The sequence below is a fragment of the Streptomyces sp. NPDC057249 genome (genome assembly GCF_042669245.1).
GTDB lineage: Bacteria > Actinomycetota > Actinomycetes > Streptomycetales > Streptomycetaceae > Streptomyces.
In genome coordinates this window covers 739,288-761,863 of record NZ_JBHUXS010000001.1, presented here as the reverse complement: position 1 = coordinate 761,863, position 22,576 = coordinate 739,288, and the positions used below count along the sequence as shown (strand labels likewise).

The following is a 22,576-nucleotide window of genomic DNA, read 5'->3' as shown; positions in this document are numbered from 1 at the left end:
TCCGGCCCTTAACGGTAGGGATGCGACGAACTACGCTGGGTGTACTGATGTTCTCTGCAGGGCGGCATATTCCCCGGGGCACGGCCAAATGCGTGTGCGGGCGGAGTGACAGGGTTCGTCCCTGGGGAGAACACGGTACGAATGCCGCGCGCCGAGACGGTGACGCGGCTGCCGTCTGTGTGTCGAGGGGTGGCCATGTCCAGGGAGCAACGAGGACCGAACGAGAAGCTCGGCACCGTTCTCGCCCTCGCGGGAATCAGTAACGCCGGGCTCGCGCGGCGGGTCAACGACCTCGGGGCGCAGCGCGGACTGACCCTCCGCTACGACAAGACGTCCGTCGCCCGGTGGGTCTCCAAGGGCATGGTGCCCCAGGGCGCCGCGCCCCATCTCATCGCCGCGGCGATCGGCGCCAAGCTGGGCCGGCCCGTGCCGCTGCACGAGATCGGTCTCGCCGACGCCGATCCGGCGCCGGAGGTCGGCCTGGCCTTCCCGCGTGACGTGGACGCGGCCGTCCGGTCGGCGACGGAGCTCTACCGGCTGGATCTGGCCGGGCGGCGCGCCGGCAGCGGCGGGATCTGGCAGTCGCTCGCGGGCTCGTTCTCGGTGAGCGCGTACGCCACTCCCGCGTCCCGCTGGCTGATATCCCCCGCCGACCCGTCGGTCGCACGGACACCGGCCACGGTCGGGGGGCAGCCGCCCGGCGCGCACGGCGCACCGGGGGCGCACAGTCCCGCCGGGGCACCCGCACAGCCGGGCACCCCCGCATCGCCCGCCCAGGCGACCGGCACGGCCACCGGCCACAGCCTGCTGATCCCGGCGCAGCCCGGCCCCGAATCCGGAGCCGACGCCTCCGCACTGCGCGTCGGCCACAGCGACGTCTCCAAACTGCGGGAGGCCGCCCAGGACGCGCGGCGCTGGGACTCCAAGTACGGCGGCGGTGACTGGCGCTCCTCGATGGTCCCGGAGTGTTTACGCGTGGACGCCGCCCCGCTCCTGCTCGGCTCGTACAGCGACGAGGTCGGCCGTGCGCTGTTCGGCGCGGCGGCCGAGCTGACCCGGCTGGCCGGCTGGATGGCCTTCGACACCGGCCAGCAGGAGGCGGCCCAGCGGTACTACATCCAGGCGCTGCGCCTCGCGCGGGCGGCGGCCGACGTGCCGCTCGGCGGCTATGTCCTGGCGTCGATGTCCCTCCAGGCGACCTACCGGGGCTTCGCCGACGAGGGCGTCGACCTCGCGCAGGCCGCCGTCGAGCGCAACCGGGGCCTCGCCACCGCCCGCACGATGAGCTTCTTCCGCCTGGTCGAGGCCCGCGCGCACGCGAAGGCGAACGACGCGCCGGCCGCGGGGGCCGCGCTCAAGGCGTCCGAGAGCTGGCTCGAACGCTCCCGGGAGGGCGACGCCGACCCGGCGTGGCTCGGCTTCTACTCGTACGACAGATTCGCGGCCGACGCCGCCGAGTGCCACCTCGATCTGAAGGCACCCCGCCAGGTCCGGCGCTTCACCGAGCAGGCGCTGTCCCGGCCCACCGAGGAGTTCGTCCGCTCGCACGGGCTGCGGCTCGTCGTGTCGGCCGTCGCCGAGCTGGAGTCGGGGAATCTGGACGCCGCCTGCGCGGCGGGCACCCGGGCCGTGGAGGTGGCGGGCCGCATCTCGTCGGCGCGGACCACGGAGTACGTACGCGACCTGTTGCACCGCCTGGAACCGTACGGGGACGAGCCGCGCGTCGTGGAGCTGCGCGAGCGCGCCCGCCCTCTTCTGGTCGCCCCGGCATAGAGGTCCCGGTCCCGGGAAGCGCCACGCTGGCCGCCGGGGTTCGAGTGCGTTGTCAGTGGGTCGGTGCACTATCGGGGTGGGAGGTGGCGTGATGATGACGCACGCGGCGTACGACTGCGATGTGCTGGTGATCGGCGGCGGGATCGTCGGCCTGTCGGCGGCGTACGCGCTCACGCGCACCGCGCCGGGCACCCGCGTGACCGTGCTGGAGAAGGAGCGGGGCCCGGCGCGCCACCAGACGGGGCGCAACAGCGGAGTGATCCACAGCGGGATCTACTACCCGCCGGGCTCGCTCAAGGCGCGGTACGCGCTGCGCGGCAGCGCCGAGATGACCGACTTCTGCCGGGAGCACTCCATCACCCACGCGGTGACCGGCAAGCTGATCGTCGCCACGGACCGCGCCGAGCTGCCCCGGCTGCACGCCCTGGTCCAGCGCGGCCGTGAGCACGGACTGCCGGTGCGCGAGCTGGGGCCCGCGCAGATCGCCGAGTACGAGCCGAAGGTGCGGGGCCTCGCCGCGATCCGGGTCGGCACGACGGGCGTGTGCGACTTCCGGGCGGTCGCCGGGCGCCTCGCCGACGAGGTACGCGGCGCGGGCGGCGTGATCCGCTTCGGCGCCGAGGTCACGGCGATCGACCGCCGCCCCTGGGGCGTGGCCGTGCGCACGGCCGACGGTCTCGTGGTCCGGGCCAGGGTGCTGGTCAACTGCGCGGGGCTGCACTGCGACCGGATCGCCCGGCTGGCCGGCGACGACCCGGGCATGCGGATCGTGCCGTTCCGGGGGGAGTACTTCGAGCTGGCGCGGCCCGAGCTGGTGCGCGGGCTCGTCTATCCGGTGCCCGACCCGGCGTTCCCGTTCCTCGGCGTCCACCTGACCCGGGGCTTCGACGGCTCCGTCCACGTGGGCCCCAACGCGGTGCCCGCCGCCGCCCGCGAGGGCTACGGCTGGCCCGTCGTCCGCCCCCGCGAGCTGGTGGACACGCTCAGCTGGCCGGGGTCGTGGCGCATCGCCCGCAGACACTGGCGGTACGGGGCGGGCGAGGTGCACCGCTCCCTCTCGAAGCGCGCGTTCACGGAGGCGGTCCGCCGTCTCCTGCCCGAGGTCACGGAGGAGGACCTGCGCCCCTCGCCGGCCGGGGTCCGCGCCCAGGCCGTGCTCCGCGACGGCACACTGGTGGACGACTTCCTGATCCGCGAGGCCCCGCACACGGTGCACGTGCTGAACGCCCCGTCGCCCGCCGCCACCGCCTCACTGCCCATCGGCCGCGAGGTGGCCCGCCGCGCCCTGCTGCGAGCCCGGGCGGCCGGCTGGAAGCCGCCGGAGCGCGCGACGGCGGGGTGACCGCGCGCCCGTCGGCGCCGGACGCCCCCGGACGCCCGGCCCCGTAGAATCAGGGCATTGTGTCTGAGCCCATGAACCCCTCCCGGCCGACGCCCGGCGACCCCGCCGAGGCGGACGGCGCCGCGTCCGCAGCGCCCGACGGCACCGTGCCCACCACCGCCGGAATCCCGGACGACGTACGGGCCGCGTCCCTGGAGCGCGCGCGCCGGATGCGTCAGCAGCCCCGCTTCCCCGGCGGCCCCGCGGCGGACCCGGCCGGCTCGCACCACGAACGCCGCATCCGCAGCTTCCAGCCGCGCCGCAGCCGGGTCACGCCCGGCCAGCAGAACGCCCTGGAACGGCTCTGGCCCAAGTGGGGCCTGGACATCGACGGGCTGAGCGTCCTCGACCTGCCCGCCCTGTTCGACGGGCTCCCGGTGGTGCTGGAGATCGGCTTCGGCATGGGCGAGGCCACCGCGCGGATGGCGGCCGACGACCCGGGCACCGGCATCCTCGCCGTCGACGTGCACACGCCCGGCCAGGGCAACCTGCTCGGTCTCGCCGACCGGAACGGCTCGACCAACATCCGGGTCGCCAACGGCGACGCGATCATCCTGCTGCGCGAGATGCTGGAGCCGGACTCGCTGGACGGGCTGCGGGTCTACTTCCCCGACCCGTGGCCCAAGTCCCGCCACCACAAGCGGCGCCTGATCCAGCCGGAGTTCCTGGACCTGGTGGCGGGCCCGCTGAAGCCCGGCGCGATCGTGCACTGCGCGACCGACTGGGAGCCGTACGCCGAGCAGATGCTCGACGTCCTGACCGCCCACCCCCTCTTCGAGAACACGGTGGCCGACGGCGGTTACGCCCCGCGTCCCGCGTTCCGCCCGCGGACCCGGTTCGAGGGCCAGGGCCTGGGGAAGGGCCACGTGGTGCACGACCTGCTCTTCGCGCGCGTCTGAGCCGGACGGACACCATGGCCGTTGTCGGACCCGCTCGTTAGGGTCGAGGGGTGTCCGACGGGTCTGTTCAGCGACAACGGCAGGATCAGCCGGCCGTCCCGGTGCTCCAGGAGCAGCGGGTCGGCGAGATCCTGGCCGCCGTGCCGGCGCGGGGCCAGTGGCGCTACCGCCCGCGCCGCGTCGGCCTGCTCCGGCGGCACCGGACGTTCCGAGTGGTCGCCGTCTTCACACTGCTCGCGCTCTGCGGGGTGGTGATCCTCGCCCTGGTCCGCGACCAGACCGGCACCGAGGGGTTCCTCGTCGGCCTGTGCCTGGCCGTCCTGCCGGTCCCGGTGCTGATGACCGCCTTCCGCTGGCTGGACCGGGTCGAGCCGACGCCGTGGCGGAACCTGCTGTTCGCCTTTGCGTGGGGCGCGTGCGCGGCGGCCCTGATCGCCATCCTCGCCAACTCGTTCGCGACCCGGTGGATAGCCGACAGCGATCCGGGGAACGCGGACACCCTCGGCGCCACGGTCATCGCACCGGTGGTCGAGGAGAGCGCCAAGGCGGCGGCCGTCCTGCTGCTCTTCCTGTTCCGCAGGCGGGAGTTCACCGGGGTCGTGGACGGTGTCGTCGCCGCCGGTTTCACGGCGACCGGGTTCGCCTTCACCGAGAACATCCTCTACCTGGGCAACGCCTTCGGTGAGGACCAGCAGGCGGACTCCGGCTTCGCGTCGATGACCGTGGTGACGTTCCTGGTCCGGGCCGTGATGACCCCCTTCGCCCACCCGCTCTTCACCGTCCTGACCGGCATCGGTCTCGGCATCGCCGCGAGCGGCGCACCCGGCCGGCGGACGCGGCGCATCGCCGTTCCGCTGCTCGGCCTGGTCCTCGCGATGGGCATGCACGCCCTGTGGAACGGCTCGGCGACCTTCGGCCGGTACGGCTTCTACATCGTGTACGGGGCGTTCATGGTCCCGGTCTTCGGCCTGGTGACCTGGCAGGTGGTCCGGGCCCGCCGCAAGGAGCTGCGCTCCCTGGCCGTCGAGCTCCCCGCGTACGCCGAAGCCGGCTGGCTCACCCCGGACGAGCCCCGGGCCCTCGCCTCCATGCGGGCCCGCGCCCTCGCCAGGAACGCGGCGCGCAGGCGGTACGCGGCGAGCGTCTCCGGCCATCCGTACCACCCGGCGTACGCGACGGTCCGCGCCAAGGAGGCGAAGGAGCGCGGCAGGGCGGCGGCTCGTGCGGTCGCCGAGTACGAGGCGTTCGCGACGTCCCTCGCCTCCCTGCGCCGGCAGGCCGGCCGGGGCCGGGCGGACCCGGACTTCGCCGCGCGCGAGCTGGAGCTGCTGCACCACCTGTGGCAGCGCCGTGAGATCGCGGGCCCCGCCCTCGCGTACGCGGCCCGGGCCACCCACCGCCGGCCGCCCGGCTACACGGCCGCCTGGCCGCCCCGCGCGGGCGCCCCCACGCCGTACGCGTACGGCGCCCCGCCCCCGTACACCGGCAGCCCCTCCCCGTACCACGGCTCCCCGAACCCGTACCTCGGCCCGGCCCCGTACCCTGCGCAGCCCCATGGCCGGCAGCCCTACACCGCACCGCCCTACCCCGGGAAGCCGCCGACCTGATCCGGACGCAGGCCGGGCCGACGGTCTCCCGTGGGGCGGGACGCGCCCTAGGCCGAGGCCGCCGTCAGCGTCGACAGTTCCTCGTCCGTCAGCCGGAGACCGGCGACCGCCAGCAGGGCGGGCAGCTGGTCGACCGTACGGGCCGAGGCGATCGGCGCGGCGACCGTCGGGCGGGATGCGAGCCAGGCCAGGGCCACCGTCGCGATCTCGGCGTCCCGGTCCCGCGCCACCGTGTCGAGTGCGGCGAGCACCCGCCGGCCGCGCTCCGACTCCAGATGGCCGGCCGCGCTCCCGGCGCGGGCGCTGTCCACGGTCGTCCCCGGGCGGTACTTGCCGGTGAGGAAGCCGGCGGCCAGCGCGAAGTACGGGACGGCGGCGAGCCCGGCGTCGGCGGCGGTGTCCTGGAGTTCGCCCTCGTAGGTGTCCCGCGAGACGAGGTTGTAGTGCGGCTGCAGCGCCACATAGCGGGCCAGGCCCTCGCGTTCGGAGAAGGCGAGCGAGGCGCGCAGCCGGGCGGGGCTGATGTTGGAGGCGGCGATCTCACGGACCTTGCCCTCCTTCACCAGCTCGTCGAGGGCGGTGATGATCTCCTCGACGGGGACGGTCTCGTCGTCGAAGTGCGTGTAGTACAGGTCGATGTGGTCCGTGCCGAGCCGGCGCAGCGACTCCTCGGCGGCCGACTTGATCGTGGGCGCCGAGAGGCCCTGGTAACCGGGGAGGGCACCGACCTTGGTGGCCACCACGACGTCGGACCGGTTGCCGCGCGACGCGAGCCACTGGCCGATGACCGTCTCCGACTCGCCGCCCTCGTTGCCGGGGACCCAGTGCGAGTAGGCGTCGGCGGTGTCCACGAAGTTGCCGCCGGCCGCCGCGTACGCGTCGAGGACGGCGAAGGACCGTTCCTCGTCCGCGGTCCAGCCGAAGACGTTTCCACCGAGGCAGAGCGGGAAGACCTGGAGGCCGGACGGGCCGAGATCGCGCAGTGAAGTCATGGAGGGAACAACGGATTCCGGCCACCCGGCTATTCCGTGCCGCATACATCCGGCAGGCCGCGGCCACGCGGACCGGCAGCCCTGACGTCGGGGGGTGTGCGTCAGGGCTGCCGGGGTTCGGACGGCCGCGTACCGGGAAGGGCCACGGCTTGGGGGAGGACGGACCTCAGACGGTCAGACCGCGGGCGCGCAGCCAGGCCATCGGGTCGATGCCGGTGCCGTCCGGGGTGTGGACCTCCAGGTGGAGGTGCGGGCCGGTCACGTTCCCGGTCGCGCCGACGCGGCCGATGGTGTCGCCGGTGGTGACCTTCTGGCCGACCGTGACGCCGATCGAGGACTGGTGGCAGAACCACAGCTCGGTGCCGTCCTCCAGCTCCAGCACCGTGCGGTAGCCGTAGGCGCCGGACCAGCCGGCCGACTTGATGGTGCCGGTGTGGACGGCCTTGATCGGCGTACCGGTCGGGGCCGCGAAGTCGAGGCCCGTGTGGTAGCCGGAGGACCACATCGAACCGGCCTCGCCGAACGTCGAGGTGATCGTGTACGAGGAGGTGGGGATGGCGTAGCTGGCGGCGAGCTTGGCCAGGCGCAGGGCCTCGGCCTTCTTCTTCGCCTCCTCCTCCGCCTTCTTCTTCTCGGCGGCGGCCTTGGCCTCGGCCTCGTCCTGCTGCTTCTTCGCCTCGGCGGCGGCCTTCTCGGCGGCGGCCTTCTCCTCGGCCGCCTTCGCCTCGGCGTCGGCGGCGCCCTGCTGCTGCTCGGCCTGCTGGAGGATGCGGGCGCGCAGCGCCTCGCCGGCGTCCGTGGTGCCCTGCTCGGCCTCGGCGGTGGTGATGCCGGCGGTGGTCAGGGGGGCGGCGGCGGTGGCCGTGGCGGGGGCTTCGGCCTCGCTCTCGCCGGCGAACAACGCGCCGACGCCGGGGAGGGACTTGGCGTCGGGAAGATTGTCCGCGATGGAATCGGGAAGGGAGATGGAGACCGGCGGTTTGCTCTGTGCGGTGGCCATGCCGCCCGCGCCGACGGCCGCGATGACACCGACGCCGAGGACGGTGGAGCTACGGGCCAGACCATTGCGCTGCTTGGCGACACGGTGCTTGCCGCGGACGGGACGGACGGACTCCTCGGTGGGGTTCCATTCCTCCCAGGTCCGCTCGGAGTCGGCGTCGTCGGCGCGGAAGCCGCTGCCGAAACCGGCGCCGGTGCCGAAGCCGTTGCCCCGATCGGTCATGTGGTCGCTTCCCTGTTCCGGGATGTACGCGGTGCCGGGGCCGGACGCGAAGTCGGGGCCGTACTCGGGCACGAACCGGGAAGGTGATTCGGGGGCAGGCTTGTTGGACGCCACGCGGGCGCACTCCTTTCCTTCCTTCTCGCCTACCGGGTTAGCTGACGGGTTCGGAGCAGGAAGGTCTCCTACGGGCCTTTCCGCCTCTCGTGAAGACGAAGATGCCCGATTCACCCCATGTAGGTGGTTCCCCGGTTCCCTTGCGGGATTCGGCGCACGCGCGCGGCGCCGTCCCTGACGACGGCTGGGACAACCGCGCTGCGTTATCGAACGTTAATAGACAGACGGGTCCGATTCCAAGCCGTTCCCACTGATCGTTCACGTGCTCGGCCCAGACTTTACGGGACACAACCGGGTGGAATCGGGCGAGCTGATCACCGTTCGGCCACCGCACGTTTTCTGACGTTGTGTCAAATGTTATGCGGAGCGGCGCTTCTCAGTCACGCAGCGTGGCATCCCTCTTGACGATCTTGACCGTCCTGCGCCGGTCCGGCTGCCCCTTCGCCGGCCGGGCCACCGCGAGCAGCGCCATGTCGTCGGTCGACTCGCCTCCCGTATGCAGCCGCACGTCGTCGGTCAGCGCGGACAACAGCTCCTCGGGGCCGGGGAAGAGGCGCCCGCGCAGCCGCTCCGCCGGGTCGTAGAAGACACCGTCGGCGTCCCGCGCCTCCGACAGGCCGTCCGTGTAGAACAGCAGCGTCCCGCCGGCCGGCAGCTCCCAGTGGTCCGAGCGGTCCGGCCGCACCCCCAGGTCCATGCCCAGCGGAAGCGCGGGCTCCGAGGGCGTCAGCGCCTCCACCGCCCCGTCCCCGTGCAGCAGCAGCGGGTCCGGGTGGCCGCGGTTCACCATCCGTACGCCCTGCGCACCCGGCGGGATCTCCGCGAGCACCGCGGTCACGAACCCCTCGAACGCGTCCAGATTGCTCCGCCGCACCGACTCACGCGCCAGCGCGCGCTCCAGCCGCTGCGCCACGCCCTCCAGCGATTTCTCCTGCTCCGCCGCCTCCCGGAACGCGCCGATCACCACCGCCACCGCGCCGACCGCCTGCAGCCCCTTGCCACGCACGTCCCCCAGCACCAGCCGTACGCCGTACGGAGTGTCAGCGGCCGCGAAGAGGTCGCCCCCGACGAACTCGTCCGCCTGCGCCGCCTCGTACCGCGCGGCCACCTGGAGTCCGCCGATCCGCTCGGGCGGTGCGGGCAGTACGGCCCGCATGGCCGTCTCGGCGATGATCCGGGCGGACGCCAGCCGGTCGCTGCCGCGCCGCACGACCCGGTTGATCACGCACGCCTGCACGGCGACGGTGAGCACGGTGAGCATCTCGATGAACGAGACCACCTCGACCAGATCGCCGGTGAAGAGCCGGATTCCGGCGACGGCGAGCACCGAGGCGATCCCGATCCGGATCGTGGTGCCCATACCGAAGAAGGGCGCGGCGATCAGCGGGGCGGCCGCGAACATCGGGACGGCCGTGTAGGAGGGCGGCGTGAACAGGTCGAACAGCACTCCGATGACGATCATCGCCACCGGCAGCACCCGGACGAACCGGCGGCTCGCCGCGCCGTCCGGCCCGCGCCACCGTCGTACCCACTTCCCCACCTGCGGTCTCCTGCCCGGTGCGGCCGCGGCCCGTACCGCGCACCTCCCTCAGCCTCGCCGCTGCCCGCCCGACGGGCGACTCCTCGGCAGCCGAAGGGACGAGGGACGGGGCGCCGACAACGCATCAGGCCCGGCACGCTGCTTGCGTGCCGGGCCTGATCCTTCAGTAGCGGGGACAGGATTTGAACCTGCGACCTCTGGGTTATGAGCCCAGCGAGCTACCGAGCTGCTCCACCCCGCGTCGGTGAACCCAACTCTACGTCATGTCCGGGGCCCTCATGACCACGGACCGCGCGCCCCGGCCCGCGCACCTCTCCTCCCCCCGCCCGCACCGACGGGCAACGGAGTGAATGTGGTGATATGACTGTTTTCAGATTCAGCCAGTACGACGCTGACCGGGAGTGGACGATGGACGACTATCCCCTGCTCAACCTGTTCTGGACGATGCTCTGGTTCTTCCTCTGGATCATGTGGCTCTTCCTCCTCTTCCGGGTCATCATGGACATCTTTCGCAGCCACGACCTGAGCGGCTGGGCCAAGGCCGGCTGGCTGATCCTGGCGCTGGTACTGCCCTATGTGGGCGTACTGGTCTACGTGATCGCCCGCGGCAAATCCATGGGCAAGCGCGACGTCCAGGAGGCGAAGGAGCGCGACGCCGCCTTCAAGGCGTACATCAGGGACGCGGCGGGTACGGACGGCGGCAGCCACAAGGGCGGCCACGTCGAGGACCTGTCGAAGCTCGCCGACCTCAAGGACAGGGGCGCGATCACCGAGGAGGAGTACCAGCGGGCGAAGTCGAAGCTCCTGGTCTGACACGTCCACGGCGCCGGTGCCGGCCCCCGACGGGCGGCACCGGCGCCGGCGCGCGTCCGGCGCCCGTGGCCCCCGGTGTCTCACGCCCGGCGCGCGCCGGGCGTGAGACCCGCCGCGTCACTCGAATGCCTCGTCCGCCCGCGACCGACTCCCTTACCCTGCCGGGAAGTTGACTGGAGAGAACGACCCCGGGCGACCGGGGAAGGGGGACGACTCCATGTACAGCGTCATCATCGTGCCGCCCTCGTACGGCGGCGTCACCGAACAGCTGAGGATCGGCACGGGGGAACGCCTCGCATTCGGCAGGGCACCGGCCGAGCCCGGCGGGCTCCTCATCGGCCACGCGGGCGTACCGCGCGTCGCGGGGGAGATCGCCGCACACCGGACGTTCTGGCTGCTGAGCAACCTGAGCGAGGACCAGACCTACGTGGTCGAGAACCCGGAGGGCGCCGGGGAACACGTCAAGGTGGCGCCCGGCCGCCTGGACGCGCCCATTCCGTTCGAGCTGTCACGGGTCACCCTGCCCGCCTCGGGCGACCTGCTCACCTTCGACGTCTGGGCACCGCGGCACGCCTTCCGCAGCGTGCGCCGGCAGGACCTGCAAGGCACGGGCACCGTACCGGCGTTCGCCCTGGACCGCACCAAGCGGTACTTCGCCGTCCTGGTCGCCCTGTGCGAACGGCGGCTGCGCGGCGAGCCCAGCGCCCCGCTGCCCGCCGTGGAGGAGATCGTCGAGCGGCTGCGCCCCGGCTGGCCCAGGGCCAGCCGCTCGGCGGTCTACTGGAACATCGACTACCTCGCCCTGAAACTGCGGCTCAGACCCGGGGCGGACGCGGCGGAACCCGGGCGCCGTACCAACGGGAAGAAGGAGTCCCTGGCCGCCCTCGCCCTCCGCTTCGACCTGGTCCGCGAGGACGACCTCGTGGTGCTCGGCCCCGCTCGCGCCGAGGCCGCGCGGTGACCGGGCGGCCGAACGCGGTGCCGGTGCCGAAGGGGTACCGGATCGGGGCGTGGGAGGTGCGCGAACCCCTCGCGTCGGGGGCCTTCGCCACGGTCTACGACGCCGCGCTCGTCCGGGCCGGGAGCGACGGACTGCCCGACCGGGCGGCGCTGAAGTTCCTGCCCACCGGCACCCGCACCCCCCGCCAGCTGGAGCACCTGCGCGACCTGGCGGAGCGCGAGGTACGGCTGCTGCGCCGGCTCCGCTCGCCCCGGCTCATCCGGATGTACGACACGCTGACGGTGGACGACCCGGACCACCCGGAACTCGACGGGGCGACCGTCCTCGTACTGGAACGGGCCGCGGGCTCCCTGGACGCCCTGCTGGCCCGTGCCCCGGCCCCCGAGGCAGGACCCGCACTGCTGGCCCAGGTCTGCGAGGGCCTGCACCAGCTGCACCACGCGGGCTGGGTGCACGGCGACCTGAAGCCGGCGAACGTGCTGCTGATGGCCGACGGTTCGGCGAGGCTCGCCGACTTCAACATGGCCGCGGAGATGCACGGCACCCACGCCTACACCCCGGCCTTCGCCACGCCCGACTACACCCCGCCCGAACTGCTCTGGCCCACCGTCGACGAACGCGGCACACGCATCCGCCCCTCCGCCGACGTCTGGGCCTTCGGCGTCCTCGCCCATGTGGTCCTGACCGGCGAGTTCCCCCTGCCGGGCAGCACCGGCGAGGCCCGCTCCGACGCGGCCATGCGCTATGCGCGCGAGCACGCCGGGCTGCGGCTGTCCCCCGATCTCGCCCCCGGCTGGCGCGAGATCGTGCAGGACTGCCTCGCCCCGGACCACCGAACGCGGGCGGCCCGCGCCGGCGATCTGCTGCGCCGGGTGGAGACGGCGGCCGGGACCGCGCGCTCGGCCCGGCTGCCGAGGCTGCGCCCCAGGCGGTGGGTCCGTCCGGCCGCCGTCGCGGCCATGGCGACGGCCGTCGTCGGCGCGGCGGTCCTGCTCCGTACCGCGCCCTGGGACCCGGAGCCGGCCGCCGCCACGCCCCCGACCTGCGAACGGCCGGTGATCTACGAGGACGCCTCGCACGGCAGCGGCTACACGGCGGGCCACAGCGGCACATGGGAGTTCACCGTCAAACGCGGCGACGGCGGCAGCCAGGTGCGCGAGCTGCAGTGCCTGCTCCGGTATCTGCACGGCATCACGGAGGTCGGCGAGGTGGACGGCGACTTCGGTCCGATGACCCACGGCGCCGTCCTGACCTTCCAGGAGCGGGCCGGCCTGACCGCCGACGGCTCGGTCGGCCCCGCGACCTGGCGCGCGCTGCGCAAGGCCCCGCATGCGTGAGCCCGGCCGGCCCGGTCCCCCGTACGCCCATCGTGCGGGAGACCGGGCCCCGGGGGAACCTGCAACCTTCGAGGTACCCGGGACGCGCCCCCGCGGCCAGAGTGTTGTCCGCTCGACCAGTCACGGACAACGGGAGGACCTTCACATGATTCGTAAGAAGCTCGCAGCCGTACTCGGCACCGCGGCGCTCGCCGGACTCGGCATCGCCGCCACCGCCACACCGGCCAGCGCGGCCTGGAGCGACTGCGGTTCCGGGAACCTGTGCGCCTACCTGTCGGACAACGGCGTGGGCGACCCGGGCGAGGTGTCCGGGAACAACACCAACCTGGAGCAGTACAACAAGTTCAACAACGCCGAATCGCTCTACAACAACGGCAACAGCTGCGACGTCATCATCTACGACGAGCGCAACTACACGGGCGACTCCTTCATCCTGCACCGCGGCAAGGTCGTCTCCAACCTGGACACCTGGTACGGCGGGGACTACGCCGACGACGTCGCGTCCAACCGCTGGGTCTGCTGACGCCATGCGCCGACTGCTGTGGCTCTCCGCCGCAGCGCTCCTCGCCGCCGGGTGCTCCACGGCACCCGGCGGCGGGGCCGCGACGGAGGACCCACCCGACCCCCGCCCCCTGGGCGGCGTACTCGACCACACCGCCGCCGAGTCCGCCGCGCTGCACCGCGCCGAGGAACGCGAGGTACGGACCTGCATGGCCGGCCGCGGATTCGGGTACGCCGAGATCCCCGTCAGCGAGGCCCGGCGCACGCCCACCCCCAGTCCGTACGGGCTGCTGACCCCGGGCCGGGCCGCCCGGAACGGCTACGGCCTCACCGTGGAACGCCTGCGGCAACCACCGCCCGACCCGAACGCCCCGCGCCTGGCGGCCCTCACCGCCGACGACCGCCGCGCCTGGCAGAAGGCCCTCAAGGGCACCCCGGACGGCCCCCACGAGAAGATCGCCCTCGCCGGCGGACCCACGCTGTCGGTCCCCACGGACTCCTGCGTCACCCTCGCGAACCGTACGCTGTACGGACCCACTTGGGACCGGGACCTCTTCACCGTCCAGCACCTGCGCAACACGATCGTGAAGAACACTCTCGCCCGCCCCTCGGTGAAGGCGGCGGAACACGAGTGGGCCGCCTGCATGCGCGACAAGGGCTTCCGCTACGAAGACCGCCGGGCCCCTCTCCGCGCGCTCTCCCGGAAACTCGCCGAAGCCGGCACCGACCCGGCCGCCCTGCGCGCCACCGGCCGCGAGGAACTGCGGATCGCCGCCCAGGACGCCGCCTGCCAGACCGCCACCCACCTCGCGGCCCGCATCGAGGACGCCCAACGGGCCACCGAGAAGGCCCTCCCGCCCTCCCGCACCGCCGCACTCCCCGCCCTGCGCACAGCCCTGGCCCGGGCGACGGCACACAGCACCGCCCGCCCCCGGACATGACAGAGCCCCGGGCCGCGCACGCGCGGACCCGGGGCGATGAGGTAGGCCGTGTGGGACTCGAACCCACAACCAACGGATTAAAAGTCCGCTGCTCTGACCAATTGAGCTAACGGCCCTCGGCAGATCACCCCCGAGCATAGCCCGCCCCGGCCGCGCAGCCGATCGGGTATCGGCCGCGCGGCCCCGTCACCGGTCCGGGGGCTCAGAGGCTCAGGGGCTCAGAAGATGCCCTTGTACGCCTGCCAGCCGGTGGCGATCTGCGTACGGGCCCCGAATGAGCCCTTGCCGTTGCCGTTGTTCCGGAACAGCTTGCCCGCCGAGTCACGGACGACGATGTCGTTCCGGCCGTCGCCGTTCAGGTCGCCGACACCCACCATCGTGTTGTACGAGCGGCCCCAGTCGGTGAACACCTTCACGCGCGCGGCGAAGCGGCCGTTGCCCAGGCCGTTGTAGCGCCAGAGGCCACCGTTGCGGTCGTGGCCGAGCAGGTCGGGGATGCCGTCGCCGGTGATGTCGCCGACACCGGTGATCTGGGCGTACGTGCGCCAGTCGGTGTTGATCCGGGTCTTCGGGAGGAACTTCCCGGCGGCCGTGCCCGCGTAGAAGTAGATGTCGCCGGTGGACTTCTGACGGGCCACGAGGTCGGCCCGGCCGTCGCCGTTCAGGTCACCGGCCGCCGTCAGCACGTCGTACTGCTGCCAGCCGCCGCCGATCACCGTGTGCTTGCCGGTCGGCCGGTAGCCGGAGGTGCCGCAGCTGCCGTCGTACCGGCGCAGCTCCCCGCCGGGCATCCGGACCAGCAGTTCGGAGCAGCGGTCGCCGGTGGTGTCCGCGAAGGGCACGGCCACGGTGCCGGCCGGCCAGCCGGTCCCGGACCTCTTGCCGCTGAAGACGCCGGAGGTCTGGCCAAACTGGATGGTCACGTCGCCGTAGGAGTTGAGGGTGACGAGGTCGCCGCTGCTGTCCCGGCCCTGGTCGTGGAAGCCCTGCCGGCCGCCGGACACGGACAGACTCCCGCTGGTGGAGTACGTCCCCGCACCGTCCTCAGCCGTCGCCTTCAGCGTCCAGGTGTGCTTGCCGTTGCCCGCGTACGCGCCCGCGTCCGTCATGCCGTCCCAGGTGACGTCCGCCTCGGTCCCGCCAGCACCCTTGAGGGTCCGCACCGTACGGCCCGTCCAGTCTTTGACGGTGTACGTCCAGGAGACGGGCTTGTTGAACTGCATGGTGCTGTTCCAGCTCTCCAGACCGTCGACGCCCTTGATGTCCAGGTAGTCGGACCCCAGGTCGGACGCGATCCTCGCGAGAGGCTGCGCGGGCACCCCGCTGGGCACGATGTGCAGGGTCTGCGCGGCGTCGAGATACACGATGTCGCCACCGAACTTGTCCACCGCCCAGGTCAGCCGCCGCTGGTCGGCGGTCTTCCCGGCCGGGAGGTCCGCAATCGCGCGCGGAGCGGCCGCCTTGCCCGTGTGGAAGTCGGTGAGCAGCAGCTTGCCCGCCGTCCGGTCGTGCCGGACGAGGTAGCCGTCGCCGACGAGGGCGGGCCCGGACGGCACGGTGAACGACTTCTTCGCCGTACGGTCGTACACGCCGGCCGCACCGGTCGTCCCGCAGTTCCAGTAGACCCAGCGGCCGACCGTGCGCACTTCCTTGATCACGCAGGGTGCGCCGGTGGCCACCGTCAGGACGACCTTCTTCGTCTTCAGGTCGGTCCCGGAGAGCGCCCCGGTGGTGGTCGCCGCCCAGAGCGTGGTGCCCCAGACGGATGCGGCGCTCGGGGTGCGGACGATGGGGGCCGCGGTCGAGGTGTAGCTCGGGTACATTCCCGCCCGCTGTTTTGCGGGGGAGCCTCCGTTGACCACGTAGGCCCGACCGGTCAGGTCCACGACCTCGGCCGTACCCACGGGGTACTTGACGTCACCACCGTGGTACGAGTTCCCGGGGGCCCAGAACTTCACCGTCTCGGTGCCGGCGTCGTCGCCGTCGACGGACACCGAGCCGACGTCACCGTGGCCCGAAGCGACCAGCTCGACGCAGCCGACGTTGTCGCACGGCACCGTCCTGAGGTGCGCGCCATTGGCGTACGTCCCGGCGAAGGCAAGGCTCTCGCGCGCCCCCACGGTCGTGGCGTCGGCGGACACCCGGCGGTCGTACACCATGCGGTCGCCGGAAGCGCTCTGCTCCGCCGTCACCAGCCGCCCGCCCGCGAAGTCGAGGCCGTAGACCCCGGTCGTCGCCACGGTGGCCGGGACGGGATCGGCTGCGCTCGCCGGAACGGCGGCCGTGGCGAGGACGGTCGCCCCGGCCACGGCGCCCACGAGCGCGGCGCGCCCGCGTATGAACACGGTCAAAGGAGTTTCCTTTCCGGGAAGCCCGGATGTCGAGTGAATGATCAGAAGAGATTCTTGTACATCTGCCAGCTGCCGCCGACCTTGGTACGCGCCGCCAGCGCGCCCTTGCCGTCGCCGCGGTAGCTCCACAGCACGCCCGACGTGTCGCGGGCCAGCAGGTCCGCGCGGCCGTCGCCGTTCAGGTCGCCGGAACCGACCATCGTGTCGTACATGGTCCAGCCGTAACCGATCTTGGCGCGGGTGCCGAGTGTGCCCTCGCCGGTAGCCGGGTAGCGCCACACGTTGCCCGAGCGGTCGCGGGCCACCAGGTCGCCCTTGCCGTCACCGTTCATGTCGCCCATGCCCGCCAGCAGGTATCCCTGCCAGCCGTAGCCGATCTTCACCCGGGGCTCGAAGAGGCCGTTGCCCTTCCCCCGGTAGAAGTACAGGTCCCCCGCGGGCGTCCGGCCGAGCAGATCGGCCCGCCCGTCGCCCGACATGTCGCCGGGCGAGGTCAGGGCGTCGAACATGTTCCAGCCGGTGCCGATCTTCCGGTACGGCGTACTGGGCTTGAGCGCGGCCCCGCAGCCCGGCTTGTACGCGCGCAGCTCGCCCGCCTTCGTACGGACCAGCACGTCGTTGCACCGGTCGCCGCTGATGTCCTCGAACGGCACGGCGGCGGTCACGGTGTCGTCGCCCGTCCAGCCGGTGGCCGACACCTTGTCCTCGACCCGCCCGGCCCCGGTCCCGGTACCGGCGCGCCAGTCGGCCTTCCCTGCCGAGGTGAACGCGAGCAGGTCCCCGAACCCGTCGTTTCCCACGAAGTCCCGTGCCACGGCTGCCGCTCCGGAGACCTTCACCGTCCCGGAAGCGGTCAGGGCGGCACCCCGGCCGTCGGCGGGCTTCGCGGTCAGCGTCCAGTTGTACGCGCCATTGGCCGCGAACCGGCCACCCGCGTCCTTGCCGTCCCATGCGGTCTTCACCAGGCCCCGCGCCTCACCACCGGCCAGCGTGCGGACCGTGGCCCCCGTCGCGGCGTTCCGCAGCGTCAGCTGCCAGGACGACGCGGGCTTCGACAGCCACCAGCGGGGTGACCAGGGAGCGCTCGCGACGTTCACCGATGCCGCGGCGGCGGAGTCGCGGACGGACAGTGCGGAGGCCGTCACACCGGACGGGACCACGTGCACCCTGCCGTCCGCGTCGGCGAAGGCGAGCGGGCCGCCGAACCGGTCGACGGTCCACCCCTCGCCCTGCGCGGGATTGGCCGGCCGACGACGTGGGTGCCCGTCGTGCCCCGCACATCGGTGACGGAGAGGACCCCGTCCTTCACCCATCCGACGTAGCCGTCACCGAGCATCGCGTCCTCGTGGGCGGGGAGGCGGACCGACTTCTTCGTGACGGTGCCGTAGACGCCGGAAGTGCCGGTCGCGCACTCCCAGTAGAGGTCGGTGCCGTTGGCGCGCAGATCCGTGAGGTCGCAGTCGCCGACGTCGACGCTGCGGACGTTCTCTCCGGTGCGTACGTCGAGCGCTTGGACGACGCCCGGTGAGGCACCCTCCACCCACAGCGTGGATCCGTCGATCGCGAACGCCGGCATGTACGCGTTCTGGGCGGGGCCCGTATAGACCGGCTTCCCGGTGTCCAGGTCGATGACCTGCAGGCGCGGGCTGTAGTCCTCCGAAGACGGTCCGGGAATCCTTGCCACGGTGTAGCGGCCGGAAGCCTGCATCGTGTCGTGCGGCTGCTGGTACGTGGGCTCGTCGTTGACCTTCCGGGCCGGCAGGGACGCCGACTCGTCGAGCACGCTCAGCCCCGTGCCGTTGATGCCCTGGTACGCCAGCCGGCCGTCACCGGTGGACTGGACCTCCTCGCACCAGTCCCAGTCACAGCCCGCGTACTGGTTGAACAGCCCCCGGTCCACGCGCGGACCGGCCGTCGGACTGCCGCTCGTCGAGACGTCGATCCGGCGCAGTCGCGCCTGGCCGAACGGGATCCTGTCGACGGTGTGCAGGCGCCCCTGAGCCATGCTCATGCCTTCGACGACGGTGGCGATCGCGGCGACGTCGGCCACCTTCGCCGTGGTGACCCTGCCTTCCGCGCCCGCCCGCAGCGCGTACACGGAACTGGTCGCGTCCTGACTCCCGCTCGCCCTGCCCAGCAGCATCGTTCCGTCGGGCTCGACCACCGGGATCGCCGCGGCACGGTCGAGGACCACGCGCTCCGGGCCGCCGGTCACCGGGACCGCGAGGACGGTGTGGTCGGTCGCTGTGTCCCCGCCGGTCGCGGACTGCCGGGTGTACAGGACCTCGTCGCCGACCACGCCGAGCAGTTTCTCGTCACCCACATCTGTGAGGGTGATCTCGTAGGCGGGCTTCGAGAGGTCCGTCAGGTCCCACACGCGGTAGGTGCCCGTGTCGCCGAACCGCTGGACCACCCGCTGTCCTCCGGGCTTCACCCAGCTGTCGAGGAGGGCCGTCGGGTGCAGTCCCGACCCGTCCAGCCGGTACACGACCCGTCGGCCGTTCACAGTCGCCTCGACGAACACGCCGTCCGCGCTGCCGTGCTCCTGGACGTACAGCGACCTGGCCCCGTCCGGCAGTCCGGCCACCGGGGTCTCCACCACCTGGCCGTTCTGCCAGGACAGCTGACGCAGTCCCGGCTCGCCCTCGGGGGTGGCGGTCGTGACGACCGTGCCGCCGTAGGTGCCGGCGTAGCGCCACCCCGAGGGGATCGGCAGGGACCACTCCTGCCCGGTCCGCATGTCCCGCTGGACGGGCGACTTCAAACCGGTGAAGGTCACGACGTCCGTGCCTGCCACTGTGGCGACCCGCTGCTTGTCCGGCACCGGGACGGCTCGCGTGGACCCGTCGGCGTACGAGGTCCAGTTGTAGCCCTCTCCTGCCCGCCCCCACAGATACCCGGTCGCCCCGGCGCCCACCAGGCGGGCCGCGTTGGGGTTCTGGTTCTGCTCCGCGGGGATGACGAGCCCGGCGGGCGGCGGAGCCTCCGCGCCGGCGGAGGGAGGCACGGATGCCGCCCCGATCCCCAGCGCCGCGATCATCGCGACAGCACTTCTCACGGCCGTACGGCGTCTCAAGGCGAGCCCCTCCTGGGTGCTTCAGGAGCATGAGGAGGACGCGGCAGCATGTGCCGCGGTCTGTGCGAAGTGAAAGCCCCCCGGCCCCTACCCCCCATGCGATGCAGGTGCCATTAACAGCAGCCGCGTATGCACCGGTAGCCAGATTCGAACTCGTTCAAAGAACGATGCCGCGAACAAACGAAAGCGGGCCCGTCCTCGAAGGACGGGCCCGCTTCATCAGGTCGGAGACCTACGGACGATCAGCCGTTGCGCTTCCAGCGCGGCTTGTCGTCGCGGCGGCCGAAGGAGCCGGTGCTGGTGCCGGTCGAACGGTGGTCGTCGCGGCGGCCGTTCGGACGGTCGCCGCCGGAGCGGAAGCCGCCGGAGGGGCGGTCGTCACGACGGTCGCGGTTGAACGGACGGTCACCGCCGCCGGAGCGGAAGCCGCCCGAGGGACGGTCGTCACGACGGTCGCGGTTGAACGACGGGCGCTCGTCCCGGCGGTCGTTGCCCCGGTAGCCACCCGACGGGCGGTCGTCCCGGCGGAACGGACGGTCGCCCCGGTCGTCGCGGCGGTCGTTGCCCCGGTAGCCACCGCGGTTGTCGCGGCGCTCGTAGTTGCCCCGGTCGTCGCGGCGGTCCTCGCGCACGGCCGGCTGCTCCGGCACGGAGGCGGCGGCAGCCGCGAGGGCGGCCTCGGCCTCGGCGGTGACCTCGGCCACGGCGGCCTCGGGGTCGTCGCCGCGCTCACGGGCGGCACGCGCCACCAGGCGGTCGGCCTCCTCGCGGAGCTCGACGGCGCGGCGCTGGGCGCGCTCCAGCTGCTTGGTCAGCTCGGCGGCCTCGCGCTCGGCCTGCTTCGCGGCGTTGTTCGCGGAGTCGGCCTGGACCTCGGTGAGCGAACGGGCGCCGGTGATCTCGGCGACCTCCGGCTCGAAGACGCCCGCGCCCTGCACGATGTGGCGCGAGGCGTCGACGCCCGCGTCCTCCATCAGGCGGAAGATCTGACGGCGCTGGTGCGGCAGGGCCAGCGAGACGACCACACCGGACTTGCCGGCCCGGGCGGTGCGGCCCGAGCGGTGCAGGTAGTCCTTGTGGTCACCGGCCGGGTCCACGTTCAGGACCAGGTCGATGCCGTCGACGTGGATACCGCGCGCGGCGACGTCGGTCGCGACGAGCGCGTTGACGTACCCCTTCTTGAAGTCCTCCAGGACCCGGGTGCGCGCGCCCTGCGTCATGCCGCCGTGCAGCGCGTCCGCCTTGACGCCCGCGTCGACGAGCTGCTCGGCGATGCGGTCGGCGCCCAGCTGGGTGCGGACGAAGATGATCGTGCGGCCCTTGCGGGCGGCGATCGCGGAGGTGACCGGCGCCTTGTCCTTCGGCTTCACGACGAGGACGTGGTGCGACATGGTCGAGACGTTGCCCTGGGCGGAGTCGACCTCGTGGGTGACCGGGTTGCTCAGGTAGCGCTTGACCAGCGTGCCGATCTCGTTCTCCATGGTGGCGGAGAAGAGCATGCGCTGGCCGCCCTCGGGGATCTGGTCCAGCAGCTCGGTGACCTCGGGCAGGAAGCCCAGGTCGGACATCTGGTCGGCCTCGTCGAGCACGGCGACCTGGACGTTCTCCAGCGAGCAGGCGCCGCGGTTGATGATGTCGCGCAGCCGGCCCGGAGTGGCGACGAGGATGTCGACACCGCGCTCCAGGGCGTAGATCTGGTTGCCCATCGACGTACCGCCGCAGACGACCTTCATCTTGAGGCCGAGCACGTCGCCGTACGGCTGGAGCGCGTCCGCGACCTGCATGGCGAGCTCACGGGTCGGGGTGAGGATGATCGCGCGGGGCTTCTTCTTCTCGGTGTACCCGTCCGCCAGCGCCGACAGGGTCGGCAGACCGAAGGAGAGGGTCTTGCCGGAGCCGGTACGGCCGCGGCCCAGGATGTCCTTGCCGGCCAGGGCGTCCGGGATGGTCGCCGCCTGGATCGGGAAGGGCGTGGTCACACCGTTCTGCGCGAGCTTGCGGACGATGCCCTCGGGCAGGCCCAGGTCGGCGAAGGTGACGGTCGGCTCGGCGGCCTCGACGGTCTCGGCGACGGCGGCCTCGGCGACAGCGGTGAGCTCGTCGTTCTCGACGTTCTCGGGCATGACGGTGTGGTCAGAACTGGAAATTGACATGCGAAATGCGAAACCTTCCGGAGTCTCGGCACGCGCCCATAACTCCGTGATTTCGCAATGTCGACCGCCTCAATGCGGTCCAGCCACGGCAGGGGAGAGTACGCGCCACACGGCGCTCTTCTGTGTCGGCGCCGGGCAATGGGATCAAACGATCTACCACCATACGCACTCTCACCCACATCGCGCAAACCGCCTCCCCTCGCCTCGCCTCTCAGGCCGGCCCCACCTGCGGTGATGCCTTCGGCGTGCGCAGCTCCGCCACCCTGTCCGGCCACCCCAGGGCATCGGTACGGGACTGAGCGGCCGGAGACGCCGAGGGCGCCGGCTGCGCGGGCTCCGAGGGCTCCGGCTCGGGCTCCTGCGGTTCCGGCGGCGCGGGCGTCTCCGCCGGACCCTCCGGACCGGGTGCGGGGCCGGGGTCGGGGTCGGCCGGCACCGAAGGCTCCGGCGGCGCGGAGGCGGCCGGGCCCGCCGGTACGGAGGGACGGACCGCCCGGTCCCCGCCCTCGTCCGGCCCTTCCCCGGGGCCGTCGGCGGCCGGGGCGCTTGCGGAGGGCGACGCGGAAGCGCTCGGCCCGACGCCCCGGCGCTCCGACTGCGCACCGGCGCCTCCGAGCCGGGACCTGCCGGTCCCCGTCACCGTGGAGCCGTTGGGCTCGACGGCGGCACCCTTCGGCTCGGCGGACCGCGAGGGCGCCGGTTCGGCCCCGTCGGAGCCGACGCTCATACAGCCGGTGGACGTGGCGAGCGTGACAGCGGTGACCGCTGCCCAGCGGACGGGAACGGAGAACTGGCGCACGGGGGCACCTCCGGGGACACGGGGAAGGACGGGGCCTGACATGAACGAGCCGGGTGCGCTGTGCCCAACTCCCGCGACCCCACCCGGGACACGCCCGCCGGGCCGGCTCCTTCACC

At 72.7% G+C, this 22,576-nt stretch carries 17 protein-coding genes, 2 tRNA genes and 1 riboswitch; of the genes, 9 read left to right on the top strand and 10 right to left on the bottom strand.

What is annotated here, in order from left to right; all coding sequences use genetic code 11:
- Window positions 1–195 precede the first annotated feature (195 nt).
- From ACFUJY_RS03630 to ACFUJY_RS03615, 4 genes are all read left to right on the top strand, one after another.
- Window positions 196–1,773 carry a sporulation protein gene (locus ACFUJY_RS03630; RefSeq protein WP_383293799.1) on the top strand — a complete coding sequence of 526 codons (1,578 nt, stop codon included), beginning with the start codon at window positions 196–198 and terminating at the stop codon, window positions 1,771–1,773.
- 91 nt (window positions 1,774–1,864) lie between these two features.
- Window positions 1,865–3,115 (top strand): L-2-hydroxyglutarate oxidase, encoded by a 1,251-nt coding sequence (lhgO, locus tag ACFUJY_RS03625; RefSeq protein ID WP_383293797.1) that lies wholly within the window; start codon window positions 1,865–1,867, stop codon window positions 3,113–3,115.
- A 71-nt stretch (window positions 3,116–3,186) separates the two neighbouring features.
- Window positions 3,187–4,053, top strand: coding sequence for a tRNA (guanosine(46)-N7)-methyltransferase TrmB (gene trmB / locus ACFUJY_RS03620; RefSeq protein WP_383293917.1), 867 nt, complete (start codon window positions 3,187–3,189; stop codon window positions 4,051–4,053).
- A gap of 50 nt (window positions 4,054–4,103) precedes the next feature.
- Window positions 4,104–5,660 (top strand): PrsW family glutamic-type intramembrane protease, encoded by a 1,557-nt coding sequence (locus ACFUJY_RS03615; RefSeq protein ID WP_383293794.1) that lies wholly within the window; start codon window positions 4,104–4,106, stop codon window positions 5,658–5,660.
- 47 nt (window positions 5,661–5,707) lie between these two features.
- Here ACFUJY_RS03615 and ACFUJY_RS03610 read toward each other — a convergent pair whose 3' ends face one another.
- From ACFUJY_RS03610 to ACFUJY_RS03595, 4 genes are all read right to left on the bottom strand, one after another.
- A complete protein-coding gene (locus ACFUJY_RS03610; RefSeq protein ID WP_383293791.1) occupies window positions 5,708–6,652 on the bottom strand; it encodes an aldo/keto reductase in 945 nt (314 codons plus the stop codon).
- 166 nt (window positions 6,653–6,818) lie between these two features.
- A complete protein-coding gene (locus ACFUJY_RS03605; protein WP_383293789.1) occupies window positions 6,819–7,988 on the bottom strand; it encodes a M23 family metallopeptidase in 1,170 nt (389 codons plus the stop codon).
- A gap of 11 nt (window positions 7,989–7,999) precedes the next feature.
- Window positions 8,000–8,153, bottom strand: a riboswitch (cyclic di-AMP (ydaO/yuaA leader).
- Between the two features lie 211 nt (window positions 8,154–8,364).
- A complete protein-coding gene (locus tag ACFUJY_RS03600) occupies window positions 8,365–9,528 on the bottom strand; it encodes a PP2C family protein-serine/threonine phosphatase (protein ID WP_383293787.1) in 1,164 nt (387 codons plus the stop codon).
- Window positions 9,529–9,695: 167 nt separating this feature from the next.
- A tRNA-Met gene (locus ACFUJY_RS03595) sits at window positions 9,696–9,769 on the bottom strand.
- A 167-nt stretch (window positions 9,770–9,936) separates the two neighbouring features.
- On the opposite strand from ACFUJY_RS03595, the gene ACFUJY_RS03590 reads away from it, so the two are divergent.
- The 5 genes from ACFUJY_RS03590 (at window position 9,937) to ACFUJY_RS03570 (ending at window position 14,081) form a co-directional block, all read left to right on the top strand.
- Entirely contained in the window at window positions 9,937–10,341 is a 405-nt protein-coding gene (locus ACFUJY_RS03590) for an SHOCT domain-containing protein (RefSeq protein WP_383293914.1), read from the top strand.
- Window positions 10,342–10,558: 217 nt separating this feature from the next.
- Window positions 10,559–11,302 carry an FHA domain-containing protein gene (locus ACFUJY_RS03585; protein WP_383293784.1) on the top strand — a complete coding sequence of 248 codons (744 nt, stop codon included), beginning with the start codon at window positions 10,559–10,561 and terminating at the stop codon, window positions 11,300–11,302.
- Entirely contained in the window at window positions 11,299–12,639 is a 1,341-nt protein-coding gene (locus tag ACFUJY_RS03580) for a protein kinase (protein WP_383293781.1), read from the top strand. The genes ACFUJY_RS03585 and ACFUJY_RS03580 overlap by 4 nt, the downstream gene beginning before the upstream one ends.
- Before the next feature lie 145 nt (window positions 12,640–12,784).
- Window positions 12,785–13,162: a peptidase inhibitor family I36 protein gene (locus tag ACFUJY_RS03575; RefSeq protein WP_383293778.1), complete on the top strand. Its 378-nt coding sequence runs from the start codon at window positions 12,785–12,787 to the stop codon at window positions 13,160–13,162.
- A gap of 4 nt (window positions 13,163–13,166) precedes the next feature.
- Window positions 13,167–14,081, top strand: coding sequence for a hypothetical protein (locus ACFUJY_RS03570; RefSeq protein WP_383293775.1), 915 nt, complete (start codon window positions 13,167–13,169; stop codon window positions 14,079–14,081).
- Between the two features lie 42 nt (window positions 14,082–14,123).
- Here ACFUJY_RS03570 and ACFUJY_RS03565 read toward each other — a convergent pair.
- The 6 genes from ACFUJY_RS03565 to ACFUJY_RS03540 all read right to left on the bottom strand — a co-directional run bounded on the left by ACFUJY_RS03565 (window position 14,124) and on the right by ACFUJY_RS03540 (window position 22,460).
- A tRNA-Lys gene (locus ACFUJY_RS03565) sits at window positions 14,124–14,197 on the bottom strand.
- 102 nt (window positions 14,198–14,299) lie between these two features.
- Window positions 14,300–16,426, bottom strand: coding sequence for an FG-GAP-like repeat-containing protein (locus ACFUJY_RS03560; RefSeq protein ID WP_383293911.1), 2,127 nt, complete (start codon window positions 16,424–16,426; stop codon window positions 14,300–14,302).
- Between the two features lie 47 nt (window positions 16,427–16,473).
- Entirely contained in the window at window positions 16,474–17,577 is a 1,104-nt protein-coding gene (locus ACFUJY_RS03555) for an FG-GAP-like repeat-containing protein (RefSeq protein ID WP_383293772.1), read from the bottom strand.
- On the bottom strand, window positions 17,574–19,490 hold the full coding sequence (locus ACFUJY_RS03550; protein WP_383293769.1) for a hypothetical protein: 1,917 nt from the start codon (window positions 19,488–19,490) through the stop codon (window positions 17,574–17,576). The genes ACFUJY_RS03555 and ACFUJY_RS03550 overlap by 4 nt, the downstream gene beginning before the upstream one ends.
- A gap of 260 nt (window positions 19,491–19,750) precedes the next feature.
- Window positions 19,751–21,631 (bottom strand): DEAD/DEAH box helicase, encoded by a 1,881-nt coding sequence (locus tag ACFUJY_RS03545; RefSeq protein WP_383293766.1) that lies wholly within the window; start codon window positions 21,629–21,631, stop codon window positions 19,751–19,753.
- Window positions 21,632–21,872: 241 nt separating this feature from the next.
- Window positions 21,873–22,460 (bottom strand): hypothetical protein, encoded by a 588-nt coding sequence (locus tag ACFUJY_RS03540; RefSeq protein ID WP_383293763.1) that lies wholly within the window; start codon window positions 22,458–22,460, stop codon window positions 21,873–21,875.
- Between the last annotated feature and the right edge of the window lie 116 nt (window positions 22,461–22,576).

Bases quoted from the DNA above. Each gene is read 5' to 3' on its own strand.
- ACFUJY_RS03630 (WP_383293799.1), top strand. From the start codon at position 196: ATGTCCAGGGAGCAACGAGGACCGAACGAGAAGCTCGGCACCGTTCTC.
- lhgO (WP_383293797.1), top strand. From the start codon at position 1,865: ATGATGACGCACGCGGCGTACGACTGCGATGTGCTGGTGATCGGCGGC.
- trmB (WP_383293917.1), top strand. From the start codon at position 3,187: ATGAACCCCTCCCGGCCGACGCCCGGCGACCCCGCCGAGGCGGACGGC.
- ACFUJY_RS03610 (WP_383293791.1), bottom strand. From the start codon at position 6,652: ATGACTTCACTGCGCGATCTCGGCCCGTCCGGCCTCCAGGTCTTCCCG.
- ACFUJY_RS03590 (WP_383293914.1), top strand. From the start codon at position 9,937: ATGGACGACTATCCCCTGCTCAACCTGTTCTGGACGATGCTCTGGTTC.
- ACFUJY_RS03585 (WP_383293784.1), top strand. From the start codon at position 10,559: ATGTACAGCGTCATCATCGTGCCGCCCTCGTACGGCGGCGTCACCGAA.
- ACFUJY_RS03575 (WP_383293778.1), top strand. From the start codon at position 12,785: ATGATTCGTAAGAAGCTCGCAGCCGTACTCGGCACCGCGGCGCTCGCC.
- ACFUJY_RS03570 (WP_383293775.1), top strand. From the start codon at position 13,167: ATGCGCCGACTGCTGTGGCTCTCCGCCGCAGCGCTCCTCGCCGCCGGG.
- ACFUJY_RS03545 (WP_383293766.1), bottom strand. From the start codon at position 21,631: ATGCCCGAGAACGTCGAGAACGACGAGCTCACCGCTGTCGCCGAGGCC.